13 protein-coding genes and 2 pseudogenes are annotated in these 16,786 nt (G+C 49.8%); 5 read left to right on the plus strand and 10 right to left on the minus strand.

Annotation, left to right across the window (positions count from 1 at the left end; genetic code table 11):
* The first annotated feature begins 39 nt into the window (after positions 1 to 39).
* From ACZ5D1_RS12650 to ACZ5D1_RS12670, 5 genes and pseudogenes are all read left to right on the plus strand, one after another.
* Entirely contained in the window at positions 40 to 1,806 is a 1,767-nt protein-coding gene (locus ACZ5D1_RS12650; protein ID WP_464555049.1) for an ATP-binding cassette domain-containing protein, read from the plus strand.
* Positions 1,799 to 3,403 (plus strand): glycosyltransferase family 9 protein, encoded by a 1,605-nt coding sequence (locus ACZ5D1_RS12655; RefSeq protein WP_464555050.1) that lies wholly within the window; start codon positions 1,799 to 1,801, stop codon positions 3,401 to 3,403. Before ACZ5D1_RS12650 ends, ACZ5D1_RS12655 begins: the two co-directional genes overlap by 8 nt.
* Before the next feature lie 48 nt (positions 3,404 to 3,451).
* Positions 3,452 to 4,285 carry a class I SAM-dependent methyltransferase gene (locus tag ACZ5D1_RS12660; protein WP_464555051.1) on the plus strand — a complete coding sequence of 278 codons (834 nt, stop codon included), beginning with the start codon at positions 3,452 to 3,454 and terminating at the stop codon, positions 4,283 to 4,285.
* A 6-nt stretch (positions 4,286 to 4,291) separates the two neighbouring features.
* Positions 4,292 to 5,437 (plus strand): glycosyltransferase family 9 protein, encoded by a 1,146-nt coding sequence (locus ACZ5D1_RS12665; protein ID WP_464555053.1) that lies wholly within the window; start codon positions 4,292 to 4,294, stop codon positions 5,435 to 5,437.
* Between the two features lie 248 nt (positions 5,438 to 5,685).
* Positions 5,686 to 5,961: pseudogene (locus ACZ5D1_RS12670) on the plus strand (transposase family protein); the annotation flags it as partial.
* A 43-nt stretch (positions 5,962 to 6,004) separates the two neighbouring features.
* Here ACZ5D1_RS12670 and ACZ5D1_RS12675 read toward each other — a convergent pair.
* The 10 genes and pseudogenes from ACZ5D1_RS12675 to ACZ5D1_RS12720 form a co-directional block, all read right to left on the minus strand.
* Positions 6,005 to 6,706 (minus strand): annotated as a pseudogene (locus ACZ5D1_RS12675) (IS3 family transposase); the annotation flags it as partial.
* Between the two features lie 277 nt (positions 6,707 to 6,983).
* The gene (istB, locus tag ACZ5D1_RS12680; RefSeq protein ID WP_011368689.1) at positions 6,984 to 7,757 is read right to left on the minus strand and encodes an IS21-like element helper ATPase IstB; all 774 of its coding nucleotides are present in this window, start codon (positions 7,755 to 7,757) and stop codon (positions 6,984 to 6,986) included.
* Positions 7,757 to 8,785, minus strand: a complete 1,029-nt coding sequence (gene istA / locus ACZ5D1_RS12685; protein ID WP_011368690.1) for an IS21 family transposase — start codon at positions 8,783 to 8,785, stop codon at positions 7,757 to 7,759. Before istA ends, istB begins: the two co-directional genes overlap by 1 nt.
* A 298-nt stretch (positions 8,786 to 9,083) precedes the next feature.
* Positions 9,084 to 9,743, minus strand: coding sequence for a YagK/YfjJ domain-containing protein (locus ACZ5D1_RS12690; RefSeq protein ID WP_464555054.1), 660 nt, complete (start codon positions 9,741 to 9,743; stop codon positions 9,084 to 9,086).
* 482 nt (positions 9,744 to 10,225) lie between these two features.
* Positions 10,226 to 10,504: a hypothetical protein gene (locus ACZ5D1_RS12695; protein ID WP_464555056.1), complete on the minus strand. Its 279-nt coding sequence runs from the start codon at positions 10,502 to 10,504 to the stop codon at positions 10,226 to 10,228.
* A gap of 288 nt (positions 10,505 to 10,792) precedes the next feature.
* The gene (locus tag ACZ5D1_RS12700; RefSeq protein ID WP_464555057.1) at positions 10,793 to 12,436 is read right to left on the minus strand and encodes a VWA domain-containing protein; all 1,644 of its coding nucleotides are present in this window, start codon (positions 12,434 to 12,436) and stop codon (positions 10,793 to 10,795) included.
* 4 nt (positions 12,437 to 12,440) lie between these two features.
* Positions 12,441 to 13,460, minus strand: a complete 1,020-nt coding sequence (locus ACZ5D1_RS12705; protein ID WP_464555059.1) for a DUF3150 domain-containing protein — start codon at positions 13,458 to 13,460, stop codon at positions 12,441 to 12,443.
* Positions 13,461 to 13,522: 62 nt separating this feature from the next.
* The gene (locus ACZ5D1_RS12710; RefSeq protein ID WP_011368699.1) at positions 13,523 to 14,539 is read right to left on the minus strand and encodes an AAA family ATPase; all 1,017 of its coding nucleotides are present in this window, start codon (positions 14,537 to 14,539) and stop codon (positions 13,523 to 13,525) included.
* A 1-nt stretch (position 14,540) separates the two neighbouring features.
* Entirely contained in the window at positions 14,541 to 15,812 is a 1,272-nt protein-coding gene (locus ACZ5D1_RS12715; RefSeq protein ID WP_464555060.1) for a hypothetical protein, read from the minus strand.
* Between the two features lie 77 nt (positions 15,813 to 15,889).
* Positions 15,890 to 16,711 (minus strand): ERF family protein, encoded by an 822-nt coding sequence (locus ACZ5D1_RS12720; RefSeq protein WP_464555061.1) that lies wholly within the window; start codon positions 16,709 to 16,711, stop codon positions 15,890 to 15,892.
* Positions 16,712 to 16,786: the final 75 nt, after the last annotated feature.

Consider the following 16,786-nt stretch of genomic DNA (forward strand, 5'->3'; position numbering starts at 1 on the left):
CTCCGGCTACTCTTTTTCAGTTTTACGCGGATATGGGCGGTGCTTCCGACACGCCTGCGCAGGGCAACCACGACTCTTTTTGTTGCCATGATTGTTCTCGGTTTATTGGAACTGGGCGGCATCATGAGTTTGTCGCTGTTCGTGGGGGTGCTTAACGATCCGGAGCGGGTGCAGCAATCAAAATATGCGACCAGACTCATCGAGTATATCCCATTGTTAATACCCATTTTTGCGGATGCGCGAGTGCTGATGCTCGTTGCGGTTATGGTCCCCATTTTGATGATTGTGGCCAAGAATGTCCTCTCCGCCTATGTTACCTGGAAGACGGGCCTGTTGGGCGGCGAAGTGGCCGGCTATGTGGGCTACGAAATCATGCGGCGCTTTGTCTACATGCCCTATGACTGGCACATTTCTTCCATGAGTGCCGATGCATTTACCAAAATGTCCTGGCGTCATGCTTTGGGGCAAGTGCTTATTCAAAGTCTGGTGGCTTACAGCAATTTCATTACTGCGGGATTGTTATTTCTGGGGTTGTTTGTCTATGCACCTGGGCTAACCATGTTGGTACTAGGAGTTATGGCTGTAACCGCCGGTGCGCTGTATGGGGCCATCCGCAAGAATATCGACAGGTCCTCGCAGGACAATGCGGCGGCACAGGCTGACGAGTCCCGCGCTACCATGGCGGCGGTGCGCGGAATTAGAGAAATTTTAATTTATCAGCAGCAACCTGTATTTTTACGGGCCATCTCGCAGGCTGTGACCAACGGGTTGCGCCCCCAGGCTTTTTTACAAACTGCTTCGCCAATTCCGTCATGGGTGCTCGAGAGCGTGGGTTTTCTGCTCATCGGCCTCACCCTTGCTTGGATGACATTGGCCCAGGACGCCAGCCGGGCTGCCATAACCGCAAATATTGCCATGCTGACCTTGACGGCGTGGCGCGTGCTCCCCTCTTTGAACCGGGCCGTTGGTGCTATCGTCAATATTCGGGCTAACCAGCCAATGGGCATGCCCTGCCTTGAATATATGGAACAGCTTAAAGCCGTTCCGCAACTTGCTGCGGAATCCGAAGATCCAGATTTTGCCATCAAGGATGGGATCCACCTTGACAACATCTATTACCGTTATCCCGGCGCTAAGCAAGATTCCCTTAAAGGCGTCACTCTTGATATCCCCAAAGGAGCCAGTGTCGGCATTATCGGCAAATCCGGCGCCGGAAAAAGCACTCTGATCAATGTGTTGTCAGGGTTGTTGCAACCTGCTTCGGGCAAAATACTTGTGGATGGGCGCGAAATGACACCGGGGCAAGTGCTGGCCTATCGCCAGAGCGTCGGCTATGTGCCGCAAAACCCATACCTTATGGCTGGGACAGTGGCTGAAAACATTGCGTTCAGTCAGTGGGGCAGACCGCCGGATGCTGTGCGGCTGCATGAGGCCTGCCGCCAGGCGCAGATAGATTTTTTGGGAGAAAATTTTGAAAACCTCTCGCGGGGGATCGGTGAAAATGGGGCAGGCCTTTCAGGCGGGCAGGCGCAACGGGTTACCATCGCGCGCGCGTTGTACGCAAGACCTGCTGTGCTAATTTTTGATGAAGCCACGAGTTCACTGGACCATCGCACAGAAGAAAGCATCCGGAGAACAATTGCCGAGTTGCCGCAAGGGATAACACGTGTTATTATCGCCCACAAGCTTACAGCGCTGAAAAATTGTGATCTGGTCTACTGGCTGGAGGACGGCAGGGTCTACCGCAAGGGGGTTACCGCTGAGCTCTTGGCTGACTATCAGGCCTCGGAGGAAAACAATGCCTGACGGGCAGGTATGGGATATCACGGAAGCCTTGGCTCTCGCTGATACATGGCAGAACAGATTCGGCGGCAAAAATATGCCTGAGGGCTTTTTTCCACAGCTTCACGCCTTGGCTGAGTATCTGCATGACAATGGACAGGTGCAGCGTGCAGTATATCTGCTGCGGAGCGAAAGCTCCATGGGTGTAGCCCGTTTTCTGGGGCACAGATTGGATCACGCGCGGCTTCTGACGCGTGCACTTTTTGACGCGGGCAATCCGGACGAAGCATTGGAATTAGTCGAGTATTACGGGGCCCGCCCGTATCTTTTCGACGATCTGAACAAACTGGGCTATTTCCTTTTTTGCCGTAGCGCACATTGCCTTGCAACGCATGATGCCCTCAAACTCGCCCATTGTGTCACGCTGCTGGTAGAAACCCAGGCCGGTATGAAGGATGCGAACCTTATTCGCATAATTCAGCAGGCTGGTGGTATCAATGCCTTGATTCGTGCGGCCGGTTCTCTTGATTTTTCTACGCGCATGCTTTTAAGAGTTTTTGGTTTGGCTCGGCGACTGGCCGGTAAGGGCGTGGCTGCTGGTGTTATAGGTCGAGGCTTGCACTTTGCTGTGAATATCTTGCGCTCGGTCAGCCGTCTCAAAGGGGGTAATCTTGTTGGATTACTTCCCCGGCGAACACCCGGCAAGGTTAAAACCAGGGCGACTGCTGATAACAATTGTCCGATTGTGGTAACCCGTGCTATGGGGGGGATCGGCGATTTACTGATGATGACGCCGGGTCTCAGGGCATTAGCCCGGAAACATCCTGGCCGCGAGATATGGTTTGCTATCCCCAAAGGATTTCATCAGTTGTTTTATGGCTTCGAAAGCATCAAAACCGTAGATATTGATCATCTCGAATTATATCAAGAGAATTGCTTCGCTCTGCATAATCTGACGGAATGCCCTGCGTCACGGGTGGAAACTTCTACACTTCCAAATGTTAAGCAAAATCGCATAGACATTTTTGCTGCAGCCATGGGAGTAACGGGGCAAGAACTAGATGTAGTTGGGCGTACGCCAGTTTACGCCGTCACCGATGAAGAGCGACTATGGGCCATTGACTATTTGGCTCAAAAAAACATAGCCCCTGGACAGCCGATAGCGATTCAGCCTTATGCAGCAGTTGCATATAAAAATTATCCCCATATGGAACTTCTTGCCACAAAATTGGCAAAAGAAACCCCGGTGTTAGTTTTTCATGGTTCTCCAATACAGAGATATGAAAATGAAAATATCCTTAAGGTGGATAAATGCTCTTTGCGGCAGTCTATTGCGTTGTTGTCGCAATGTAAAAAGCTTGTAGCTGTAGATAGTGCGTTTGTACATATTGCTGCAGCATTGCATCTCGAAACTGTTTCTCTCTTTGGACCAACAAACGGGGATTTATTTGCAAAATATTATGAAAAGTGCAAGGTAGTTAACGGGTATGATGCAGTAGATTGTCATCCCTGTTGGCGTAATAAATTTGTTGTCTGTTGCAAAAATTTTTGCGGTGTGAGTAGTTGTCTGAACGAAATTAAAATGGCATACCTTGTTGAAAAAATCTGTTATCAGCAATGAAAAGATATAGAGTGAAAGAACAACTCTTAGCCTGAAAGGATGTTGACTATGAAATTATACGTGGGAAGCAGGGATTACAAGCCGGAAGGTTATTTGACAGTCGATATTGATGCAAACAATGAACCTGACATCCTCGCAAATGTTGTCAACATGCAGGGCAAAGTCGAAAAGGATTCCGTAGAAGAAGTTCTTGCAAGTGCCATATTTGAGCATTTAGCTTGGCCAGATTCTTTTGCAGCTCTTGTAGAGTGGAGGAGAGTCCTACAGCCAGGCGGTACGTTAAAAATAAACATTCCGGACTTAGAATTGCTTTGTAGTTTTATTATTCGTGGAATCTCTACGCATATGTGTATTTGCATGCTTTATGGTGGGGGGCGCCGCACTAATCCATTTGAAGCTCATCAGTTCTCATATACAAAAAACATGCTGGTAGATATGCTTAAGGTTTTAGGCTTTGACGATTTTAATATTTGGAATTCTCCAATTAATGATGCTTCGAATGGATGGGGGGTGGGAGACAATGGTGAAAAATACGCCCTTCAGCTAAATGTTGAGTGCAAAAAAATGCATGCTCCTATGGTGCCAGAGATAGATTTATACGAAACGCTGAAGTCAAATAGCGATCGATCTTTTTTGAGTAATTTTTATTCTTGCGCGGAAAAGAATCATATCAACTTAGCTGCAACAAACCTAGACAACGGAACATTAGCCATGCTATATGAAAAAATGCATTTTAATCTTATAGATGCACGGCAGAGGATAAAATACTTGGAGAGCCAAACCGCTACCACGAAAGACGCTTCAGATTATCAACATTTTCAGAGAGTTCGTCGGTTTCTTAAAAATTGCTTAAAACGACTCACCGTACACAATCAAAAGTAGAAGCACATGGAAAAGGTCCTTTATTTTCTGGTATTATGCCGAAAAGTGATTAGAAAATGCAATCCAATCTTGTTCAATTATGCACAAAAAATGCTTGCCCATTTTTGGCGTCGTAAATGCAAACTATCGCATGATAAAATTTGTGTTTCTATAAAAATTAATGGGGGCATTGGTGATGCACTGATGGCATTGCCACTTATTGAGTTTTTGGTACAAAAGCTGCCTAAAAACTCAATCTATAATTATTACGGATTAGAATCACACTATAATTTTATCTATAAGGATAAAGGAATATTTTCTTACCTTGGGCCTCATGATCTTTATTCCTTAACAACTAGGCTTGACTGCTATGATCTCTCTATTGAAATTTCCCACTTTCCAATTTTAAGACAATTGAATCTTAAGAAATTTTTGCCACATCCTGAGGCATTAGCCATAGCAATAAACCTTGTTGATTTTTCGAATAAATTTTCTTTTTATACAGAAACATTCCCGAATAGCGATCACCAATGGTCACGGTTTTGTATACAAAATAAGTTAAATAGAATTTCTGGACTCTTTTATCCGTTCAATAAAGGAAAACAATTCACGTATCCAGTGCTTAATGTTGAAAGGCTTTGCCCTGGTTTGCTAGAGAATGTTGGATTGGTTGGTACACCTTACATTACAGTAAATAACGGTTCAGATAGTGCCTACAACTTTAAACAGACCAAGTCATATCCTTTAGAAAAATGGCATGCTACCATTCAAAAGTTGCATAATGCTTTTCCAAATATAAAAATTGTGCAAATTGGGCATATTAAAACATCTGATCCAATAATTGGTGTTGATGTAAATCTGCTAGGCAAGACAAACCTTACCGAGGTTGCTGTTATTTTAAAGAATGCTCTTCTCCATATTGATATTGAATCTGGCCTTGTCCACATTAACCATGCAGTTGGTGGAAAAAGCATTGTTCTTTTTGGGCCAACACCGGAGAAATATTATGGATACAAAGAAAATGTTAATATAGTATCTAAAAAATGTTCTGATTGCATGTGGCTTATGCCCACATGGCAATCCAGCTGTGTACGCGGTCTAAAAGATGCAGAGTGCATGTCTTCAATAAGCGAGGATAGCATTGTTGACGCGTGTAGAAGGATTTTGGGTTAAGCCCATGCTCTCTTTTAGCGAAAGAAGTCAATTTTTGTTGCCGCTCGATGGCTTGAGAGCTATTGGGGCATTAGGAATTGTCATTTTTCATTATGGCCATTTTCTTTCAGATAAAACACTGATACCCTTTTAGCGCTTTCCCCGATTTAATACAAAATGGATGGGTTTTAGTGGAGCTCTTCTTTGTTAGGCTCTTCCGGGTTTTCCGTGGGTAGCTGATCTGCTAATGTCCTTCCCGGAGGGCACCAATGAAGGATACGGACCTATATTTTCGGATTCTCGGGCTGACCGAGCCCTGGTTTGTTGAGGCTGTTGAACTGGACACGGCGGAAGGTCGGGTAGACATCCGCGTGGAGCATGGTCCTGGTGTTCGCTGGTTTTGCCCTACTTGTGGTCGAGAGCTGGCTTGCCGCGACCATGCCGAGCCTCGTGTCTGGCGCCATCTGGACACGTGCCAGTTCAAGACGTTCCTGCATGCTCGGATTCCCCGAGTGGACTGCCCCGAGCATGGCGTCCTTCAGGTCAACGGGTAATCCTCCCATTTTTAGGAGGCCTGAAAAGTAGAGGCTATGCAGCCATTCTCAGTTTTTGGGCAGGGGTAATTCCCCCGATTCCCATGTTAGGTCGTTCATTGTTGTAGGTCCACAGCCAGTTGGTGGCATGGTCCTGCACCTCTTCAATGCTTGAGAACAGAAACTGCCCAAGCCAATCATAGCGGACGGTCCGATTGTACCGCTCCACGTAAGCGTTCTGTTGAGGTTGTCCTGGTTGAATATGCTCAATGCGTATTCCCTGATTGGCAGCCCATAGCAGCAATTTTTTGCTAATATATTCCGGTCCGTTATCGCAGCGAATTGACTCTGGCTTTCCCCGCCACTCTATTACTTGTTCAAGAGTGCGGATTACACGCTCTGCGGGAAGGGAGAAATCCGCTTCTATGGTCAGCCCTTCGCGGTTGAAGTCGTCTATCACATTAAACAGCCTGAAGCTGCGTCCATTTTGTAATTGATCGTGCATGAAGTCCATTGACCACGATTGATTGACCCGCTGCGGCTGTGCAAGTGGCTCCGGCTTTTCCCGAATAATTCGTTTTTTAGGTTTGATACGCATATTAAGTTCAAGTTCACAGTAAATTCGGTAAACACGCTTGTGATTCCATTTAAATCTCTGGACATTACGCAAATGCAAAAAGCATAGACCAAAGCCCCAGTTTCGCTGGTTGTGTGTTAACCGAATCAACCACTCCGCAATAAGATCATTTTCATCGGAAAACTTGGATTCAAGAAGTGGGTTCACTTCTTTGGACCAGTCAGCGGCAAAACTAAGGTGGATAGTTTCGTTGGCTATGCCGCCTTTCTGGGGCAAGCCAGAGGGGGTACCCCCTCTGGCTTGAACTGTTGATATATCTCCATCGGCTTCCTGCCGTCAAAGGTCTTGTGCGGACGGCGATTGTTGTAGAACTCAAACCACCAGGCCAGTGTCAACGGCAGTTGAAAACTGACCCACTTTTCGTTTCGGTCGGCAACTGAATTTTGACCCACCTGCCTCAGTTGTTTTTTCCGAACACGCCGGATTTGATTTTGTCTTTCAGCCGGTAGCTGTCTCCCTTGATCTGGATGACATGGGAGTGGTGCAGCAGCCGGTCGAGCATGGCTGAGGTCAGGGCCGTATTTCCGGAAAAGACGGTCTCCCATTCGCCGAAGCTTAAGTTGGAAGTCAGTATGATTGAACCTGACTCGTACCGCTTGGCCACCACCTGAAAGAAGAGGTTTGCCTGGTCGCCTGTCATCGGGAGATAGCCGACCTCATCCACAATGAGTAGGCTCGGCCCGCTGACGGAGCGTTTCATGGTCTGTGCGTAGCGGCCTTGCCGGATCGCGGTCTCCAACTGGAGAATGAGGTCTGCCGCCGTCGTGAAGCGGACCTTGAGACCGGCCTCAGCCGCACGCAGGCCAAGAGCAATTGCCAGATGCGTTTTGCCGACCCCGCTGGGGCCAAGCAGCAGAACGTTTTCCCTGCGCTTCAGGAAGGTCAGTCCGGCAAGCTCCTGGATCAGTCTCTTCGGAGCCCCTGCGGCAAAGGAAAAGTCATATCCCTCAATGGTCTTTGGTGCCGGGAATTTCGCCATACGCGTCATTACTTCACGGCTCCGCTCTTTGCGGAAGGCCTCTTCCGCCCGCAAGACCTCTTCGAGAAACTGTATGTAACTCTTCTCCTGCCTGACGGCCGCTTCCGCAAGCTGGTCATAGCAGTTCGGCACAGCGCATAGCTTGAGCTTTTCACAGACCGAAACCATTCGTTCGTGCTGGAGGCTATCCACTACGCACCTCCCTGAAGGAAGCGGTCATAAAACGCTGGGGAACGCTGAAGCATCTCGACAGGCCATGTTCCCAATTTGCCGGTGCCATCCAGAAGGCAGGCAGAGTCCTGCCGAATTGTTTTCGGCAACGGCAGAAGCGACTCTCGCTCCTCGAGGAACCGCCTGTCAGGGCGCTGCCCGGTTGTCTTGTGCTTTCTGCAGTTTGCCACCTCCCGGAGCCACTTGCCGACTTCAAGGTTGGCAGTCAGCGCGTCCAGCTTCAGACCGGAGTTGGCGAGCTTTGTCACCAGGGGCACATAAAAGCTGTTTCGCAGATAGTGGTTGAAACGCTCGACTTTGCCTTTTGTCCGAGCCCTGTACGGCCTGCAAAGCCGGGGCGTGAAGCCGTAGTCCGTCGCCAACTGCCGGAATGCGGAGTGAAAGCGATGTTTTCCGGAGCCATAGGCATCCCGCTCAACAACTACCGTTTTCATGTTGTCGTACAGCACTTCCTGGGGAATACCCTGAAAAAAGGCAAACGCATTCTCATGGCACTTGCGAAGGCTGGCAAAGGTCTCGTCCGTGACGAACTCCACATACGTAAGGCGGCTGAAGCCCAAAGTAGCCACAAAGGCAGAAAGCGGTTCCTTCCCTCTCCGAAATACGCACCAGTCAACCTGCATCTGTATGCCGGGGGCCGTCTCGAACCGATTGTCCGGCTCGGGAGCCGGAACAGGATACAGACCGCTGACATAATATCGGACAAGACGCTCGGATCCCGCATATCCCTGCTCGACAATCTCACGAAAGATAACCGTCGCAGGCAGCCTGTGTGGAGAAGCCTGCCGCACCCGTTCGTCGATGTAATCCTTGAAAGGATCGAGCTTTCCGGGCTGTTTCGTCTGACGCTCGTAAATCGGCTCGCTTGAATCGCGCAGGTATTTACGAACCGTATTGCGTGAAATTTCAAGTTCTCTGGCGATCCACCTGATCGACTTTCCCTGCCGCCGCAAAATTCGAATTTCCATGACTCCTTCCTTGGTAAGCATCGCGCCTCCTGACGGAGGGCATCAGTTCTTCCAAGGCGGGTCAATTTTCAGTTGCCGAGGTGGGTCATTTTTACATTGCCGCTGACACCTTCTCTTATGTGCATTTTTTGATCTGTGATAGACTCTACTGGAATCACAAATTCAGCCATTTTCAGCTCTAAAAAAATCAAGCCTGCATGGCGTTCTCGACGACACAACAGCGCAGCCAATCATTTTTACAAAACAATGAGCGCTGCATGATCAAAACAAGATCACGCAACGCCCATTGTCACATCTAAGTGAGATGAAATAACGCCAGCTAACGCGTTACTGTCAACGGCAGCTGAGAAGCCCCATAATACCGGACTCTTCTGGGTGCAAATTCCTTCTGGTTTTGCTTAGCAAGATAACTCCCCCAAGAGATGCACCTGTCCTTATCACGACGGAACTGATCTTCCTGTTCTTCTCTTTTCCCTCCTGTAGCATGACGTGATGGTCTTCGAATCATGATGCCATTTTCAACAGAGTTTCCTTCGCGATCACGGTCACAAAACCAAACCAACCCGGGCACTTTGAAGTCAAACAGCCCACGCCAGATAGCGTCGAAGCGTGATAGCACTTTCCGGTAGCTTTGCACCTTGTTACCATCAAGCATGATTACACAATGGTAGTGTTGATGCTCTGCTGCCTTTTGTTCACGCACCCAAACATAATGGAAGTGCATACCCTCAAGTCCCGGGTCTTCCCCTACTATCTTCCAGAAGCGAGAAATCTTGCTGTTCGATTCATCAGAAGGGAAGTCTCTGGGAAAACGCAAGTCAAAGCGTATAAAAAATACTTTGTTGTGACGTCGTGTCATATGTTCAATTCTATCTATAATGCGATCAACAATTTGATGGCAAAATGCATATTGCTGATCACAGCCTGTATTCATCTCGTACATTCTGTAGTAACTTGAGTTAGAATATTCTCTTCTCATTAGTTTATTCCCTTTTATTTTCATAAAAGATGAATCTGAACATACTTTTATGTTCATGATTAAAAAATAAATAAATGCTATGTTTGTTATTTAAATATCTGTGCATGATTGAGTATTCACAACAGTAAACAAGAGCTTCTATTACTCTTACTATCTCTTTCTTTAATAATTTCATTTTACAGTTGTGTTATACGTTGAATATAGTGAGTATATTTAGATATTACAAAGACACCTACTTTAGATAGCTGACGTTTTCCCCCTTTCTAAACGTCACAATATGCAATTTACACAAAGAATGATCCATTTTTGCTATCGAAAGTTAGTACACATACTATGGGACACATTTTTCCAACATGACGTCCAAAACGACAGATGCCCGAGGCGAGAATGAACTCACTTCGGACATCTGTCTTGCCAATGACATCGGCAGGCCTAAGATTCTCACATGATGCTACTCAGAAGCATCCAGTGTAGGTCTTTGCTTATATCTGCGCAGGGGCATCCGCTTCAAGAGCGTCTGTATTAGACTCGTCAACAGCGTCCGTACAACGGGGCACCGGCTCGCCATCCAAAACAATAGCTGCTGTGACCGCAGCGGCAGCACCTGCAAGGCATCCTCCGAGAAAGGCATACAGCGAACTCTTGCCGGGGGCTGGGACGACCACTTGAGCAGAGGCAAAACTCGGCTCTTCGTAATATCTCTGAATGCATGATGTGTTCTTCATTTCAACTGTATGCAGCGCATCATCATGTGTAGTCATTATTTTGTTCTCCTTGTTTTTATTCGTCCAATGTTTCTTTTACAGCCTGCAAGACCATAATGGCCACGGCGATCCAGGACCCCCAGCTCATAGATTGCCTCCTGCCAGTTGTCTCCATACCGGACAGGCCGCCATGATGCACAGCGAAGGGCATCTGCGAAACCCGTAACGACACTCCTGCGAATACAATAAAGGGCCCCAGACGCAGAACATCGGTCTGAACATAAACTCTCCTTATGGTAAGGGTGTTATGAACTCTGCAGCCACAAAATAACGGCTGCAGACTACTTATGAAGTGGGAAGCAGAGCTTGCTTGAGTATGGAAAGCATGGCAGGTGCAAGCCCGGGTAGGGTCCATATGACCTGACTCTTACGGGGAATCAGTTCGGTAATCGAAGATGACATGATACCGATGCCGTATAGCTCAATCTCCGTTTTTTGTGCAGCTGCAATAGCTTCCTTTGCGGCACTGGAGCAATCGGGGTCGCCGTCCGTTATTATCAGGACTATTTTCCGGCTTTCCTGTAGAGGAAGCATTTGCTGCATTACCCACCATAGAGCTGGCCCCAGAGGGGTGGACCCTCCGCTTGCCAGGCTGAACTCAGTATGCATCCTTTCCCCATGACGGATAAGCGGCCTGACAGACGCCCATCCGATCTGCTTCTGGTATGTTGCCGGAAAAGCCGTAACGCCGATGTTGATACCGGTGTGGTCCAGAGCTTTCGCAACAGCATACGTTGCCTGAGACGCAAGATGAATGCGTTTACGCATGGAGCCGGAGCAGTCCATCAGGATATGCACCGCCGTATTAATTCCGGGCCGCTGGATCTGCCGCAGAAAGATGCGCGGATCGTCAACTGCTGTCCGATGCAGAGCATGCGTATCGAGCCTGCCTCGACGGGCATTGCTCCCACGTACAAAGTGCGCCGCCTGTAACAGACCGTGAAAACGAGCCCGCATACCGGCAGTGGCCTGCTCCGCTTCCCATAACGCGTCAGGAGCCAGTTTTGTTATGGTCTTTGCACCTTCCTGCGCAACTGCAAGTGTTGCTGAATCCGGAGTGTTCTGCACAGAAGCGGCAATGCTTCTTCCGGTCACACCGGACATATCCTCAGGGAGGTTGTCTTCGGATGCGCGCAGAAGCTTCTGTAGCACCTCGGCATAATGTGCATCTGAAGAAAACGGGGGCCCTGATTGAGCCCCGTGTGAAGCTGACCTTTCAGACGGTGCGCAGTCCAGGGAAGAGGATGCAGCCTGCTTGTTTTTACAGGGCGCACTGGGTGGCACTTCCTCAGTTGAGCCACATTCACATGAGGCGCGCTTCAGCAAATCAATCACCTGGCGGGCATACTGCAGGCAACTCCGGGAATCCGGACAATGCCCTTGCATGGTGTGCAGGATCGCCTCAATGTGCAGACGCAGCCAGGGCCAGCCGATATCCATCATCGCGCCCAGCTTCCGGCAGCGACTATGCAGATCTGGTTCATCCCAACTGCGTACCGTCAGCAGCAGCCAGTCAAGCACAAGCGTGCCTTTATCATTTCCCGGTTCCCGATCCGGATTGAGGAAGTGGTACCTGATCAACCACCGGAAGTTTCTCCGGCTCCCCGGGTAGATTGTGGACATGGCGTTCTCTACACGCCAATCTTCCAGAATATTAAACACATGTCGTTCCAGCGGGCTTTGCACTCTTTTCAGTACGTCAAAGTCCGTATGTCGGATATGCGCGGCTTCGTGGTCAGTGTACCCCCTTACAAGATTTATAAATGACTCATCATATTGTACCGGAAGTGCAGGAAGCTGAATGACGTTTCCGTCCGTATAAGCTTCTGTGCCACCGATGCGTATGGTGACGCCGTATCGTCTGCCCAGTGCTGAAGCTAACAGCGGTAACGAACGCAGGATGTGTCTGTGTCTGGTGCTGGTTGTCATGGCATCACCACAACCCCAGACTGTCCAAACGAGGCCCTGCAGGCAGAAGTTTACCCTTTGGCGGCAGGACATCCTGGTTATTACCAGAGCCCTCTCCGGGGTCCTCATCAACGTGTTGCTCGACGTCGTAAAGAAGCGGCCCGCTTTTAAAGCTGTCCAGGATCATATCGGGGCTGCTACCTTCCAGTATAGATTGTGCATGGGACAATAGCGCTTCAGGATCGCTGAGCATGCTGACAAGACCTTGCAGCATGACAAGATTGGCTCCCGTGATGTGACCTTTTTTCCCGACTGCGGAAAACGCAGTGGACAGTAAGTCAGCCACGGGGGCCACCCTCGGTTCGATAAAACTCAAGCCATTAAGTTTATTATAAATCGTTTTCAGTGGAGAAAGCGCCTTGCGGGTCACTTCCTGCCTTCCCACAAAGCTTTTATGCCATGCCTCTGTGGCGGATTTGGCCACTTCGCCGAACAGGGTCTGTCCAAGACTGGTAACGGCTTCCGTCAGACCGGTGTTAACAGACTGACCTGAATGGTTTTCAGAAGTCTGTACTTTGAACATCTGCCAGGTGAATCCGAAGCGGGAGCGTACATAGTCTGCACTGACCAGTGAGTTGGCTATGATGGATTCCCATCCCGGGTTTGCCTGAATCCAGTCACGGACAGCATCATCATAACGGCTTAGAAAAGCCTCTTTTTCTTTGATGAATTCTGTGGCGATGGCCTCAAGCTCGGCCTGCACAGCCGGAACGTTCGTTTCCGGCAAAGCCCATCCCCCCAAGAAGCGTACACCGTTGCGGTCCAGCAATGTTGTGGCCCGACTTTTCAGTGTTCCGAATACCCGGAGGTCCGCAGGGTTGCAGATACGCTTACTGCCGAGAGAGGCAAGCTCCTCAGGCGGCAGACTGGCAGTGGACACGCCGCCGCTGAAATCCTCTGCCGTCAGTTTGCGCCGGGCTGACCAGATGGTCACAGACAAATTCACAGCCACAAGGTTATCGAGCACGGTGATATCTGTATGCATGGTAGTCCTCCTGTTTTGTATATTGAATAAGAAAGGGAGCCGCTGATCTCTCAGGGCTCCCTTCAAGTGTTCTCTATGTCTGTAGTCTGTTGCGATTCCGCTGTGGGAAACATGCGCTGCGCCAGCTCGTGCAGCATGGCGCGTGTCTCCCGAGAGGCTCGAAATCCCAGAGCTCTGTCCAGAGCGTAGCCGATGGGCTGGATTCCCTGCCTTGCCAGAGGTTGGAATCGCCTGGCAAGCGTGGCCCAGCGGATCAGCGTGCGGGTGGAAAAGGTTATGTCGATGGTTTCGCCGTATTTCTGCTTTTCGCTTTCACCCATGAACAGTCGACGCACTTCTCCCGCAAAGCTTACCATTGTTTCACGGATATCTTGTGGAATATCAGGCGCTATCCGTTCAAGAAGCATGACTTCTGTTTCCTGAGCAGGATAGCCAACCTCGCAGAGGTAGAACCTGTCCATCAGGGCGATGTTTTGCCGCAGGGTTCCTTGATACAGGCCACTTTCGTCGGATGCGCCGTTAGTATTGGCGGTTGCCACAAACCGGAACATGGGATGCGGCTGGATAATCTCTCCACCGTTCTCCGGGATGCAGAGCGGTCCGCCATCGAGCACACCATTCAAACCTGTGGCCGTGGCAGGGTCGAGCAGGTCCGCCTCATTGAGCAGGAAAAGACCGCCGTAACGCATAGCCAGCGCAAGCGGACCATACTGATAAACCATGTTTCCGCTCTGCACGCTCAGGTGACCGGCAAGGTCCGGGAACTCCAGTCTGCCGTGCCCTGTGACATCAAAGACGGGATAATTCAGGCGAGCAGCAAGCTGTCGCACAAGGCTTGTTTTTCCGCTTCCTGTTGGCCCGAAAATGTAAAGCGGGTCGGCTTTCTCTTCAGTTCCTGATAAAAGCCAGACTACGATATCCCGCATGGAATCATGGAACAGATAGTCAGGATCAATCCTGGGGGTAAAGCTGCATGGAGCGCTATATCCGCGTATCATGCGGCCGGATGCTTTGCCGCTGAACAGAGTGCCGGCGTCCATATCCGTAGTGGTGAGGGTGTCAAGTTCATGTGTAATCATCTTATACTTCCTTTTGTGTTGGCAGAGTCTTGGTTGCTGAAACCTCCGGCATGCGGGGGCTGATATATAGCCGCTGAAAAGGGGCGCCTGTTCTGGTGACACGGGTAAGAAGACTTTCCGCAGCACCTTCGCCAAGCCCATTCCGCAGCTCCTGTCTCAACAGAGGCGTATCGATGGTTTTACGTCCTGTCTGGGTGATGGTTCTGAACCTGAAACGGTTGGTTTTGAGCCATCCGGAAGGGATACCCACAGATTGGCAAAAAGAGCGTATCCGTTTTTCTTCTGAAGCTATTGAGGCTTCCAGACTGGCTTTATTTTCTTTCAACATTGTAAGCCGGGTGAGAGCCTCATCGTAGGCCGGATCAGTGAGTTCCTGTGCGGTAAATTTGGGGCAATCGTCTGCATGGTCACACCAATCGCAAAGCGGATGAAACCCAGTGCAGTGAGGAACCTTACTGAGATTTTTTTCAGACGATTCAGCACCATCTGAAATACGCTGCGTGGTCATCCATAGCTCACTGGCAATACGTCGGCACAAATGCAGCATGTTTGTGTCAGGCCGATACGGGCCAAAGGCACGGGCATCAGACATGGAAAGACATAAGACCCAGCCTTCAAGGTCGACCGAGTGCGGCACCTGCGGAAGCGATATGCCGAATGCTTTTTTCACAGCCTGTGGAAACGTCAGATTTGTAAAAACAGCGTTGCCCCCGGCATCCTTCATAGAGAATACCGGCTGTGACCAGCAGGAATGAAGCAGCCCCAACTGTCCGTAGAGCTGAACTTCATACCCTGTATACAGTGTGTCCGGGATGCGTTCTGCAGTTTTCAGCTCGAGAATACGCACAGCAGGCCTGGGCCATCCCCAGACTAAGGTGAAGTCCAGATGCGCTTTGATAGGAATGCCTTCATGCTCCGTTGCAATCTCGAGTTGGTGCAACACGTTTGCACCATTGGAGTTAAGAACTCCGGCAAATCCGGCTTCCATCCAATGCCCGCGTTGCAAAGTCAGCTGACGGCGCAATACTGCACGAATCCGGTCATGCTCTCCGTCCTGATACCAACGGACAATTTGTTCTGCCGAAGCTGTGCGGCCCGGGTGCAGTCTGTCTGCCACGGCAGCCCTGAGGCACTCTGCGCCTTTACCGATATCTGACATGCCTACATACGTAGAGCGATCACCAAGCTGTGTCGCGGTCTGATGTTTACTATATGTTATGAGTCCCTTTGCGATTTGAGCGAGCAACGCTACGCCCTTGCTATCTTTCGTCATGCGATCCTCCTGCAACAAAACAGCACAGCCTCCTTTGTGGAGGCTGTGCTGAGTGCTAAATGTCTGTGTTGGGATCGTCAGGCTGCATCGTCTTGAAGCTGGGCATAGCGCCACCATAGCTTTCGTGTAGCATCCCAACGGAAACCTGCTTCTTTGAGAAGCGTGCTTTTTGACCTGGTATCACCAGAAGCAGTAATACAGAAACGTCCGTCCTGTGCCCGGATAGTTTGATAGCTGACACCATCAATGCGCGGTAACGAGTTCTGAGCAGATAATAAATTTTGCAGAGCGTCGGTAGAGCCTATCTCAACCGCTTTCTTAGCCGCCCCTGTGCTCGCACCTCTTCCTGATTTCTTGGAATTGTTTCCGGCTTGGGAAGCCTGCGCTGACCTTGTCTCACCCCACGAGACTCCCGACTGTGGCGCACTCTTTCCCCTGGAACGAGGCTGCTGATTTCGAGACATGGCACCTTCCGCATCATCATCTACTTCCGTCACCAGCCCGACTAGCGTTGTAAGGCCGTACCGACGGGCATAGGTCAACGCCGAACCATACCCTTGTGGATCAGCCTTTGGCAGCGGCATCACCATAAGTGAGGATTGCCACTGTCCCGACTCCGCATGAACCAGCTTGGTCACCAATCCCAACAGGTTTTGCGGGCATCCAGATCCTTCATAAATCGGCGGCGCAACTTGCACAGGATATTGCACAACCCAAATACCATTGGCATTCAGCGCCTCCCGGCACGCCTCCATAACAGAGTTCAGACTCGCATACCGACTCCCCACAAACGGATTCGTCGTATCCTTCATGACAGGAACAAGCCTCTGCTGCACCTGCAACATGGCCTTGGCAAGCTCCGTGATGCTCTCGGAACAAGTTAGTATGTGATTTTCCATTGGGAATACCTCCTTGAAGCAGACATAAAAAAGCCCTCATCCGGTTTAAACGCCGGATAAGGGCAAATGAACAGC

The sequence above is a fragment of the Oleidesulfovibrio vietnamensis genome (assembly GCF_055388115.1).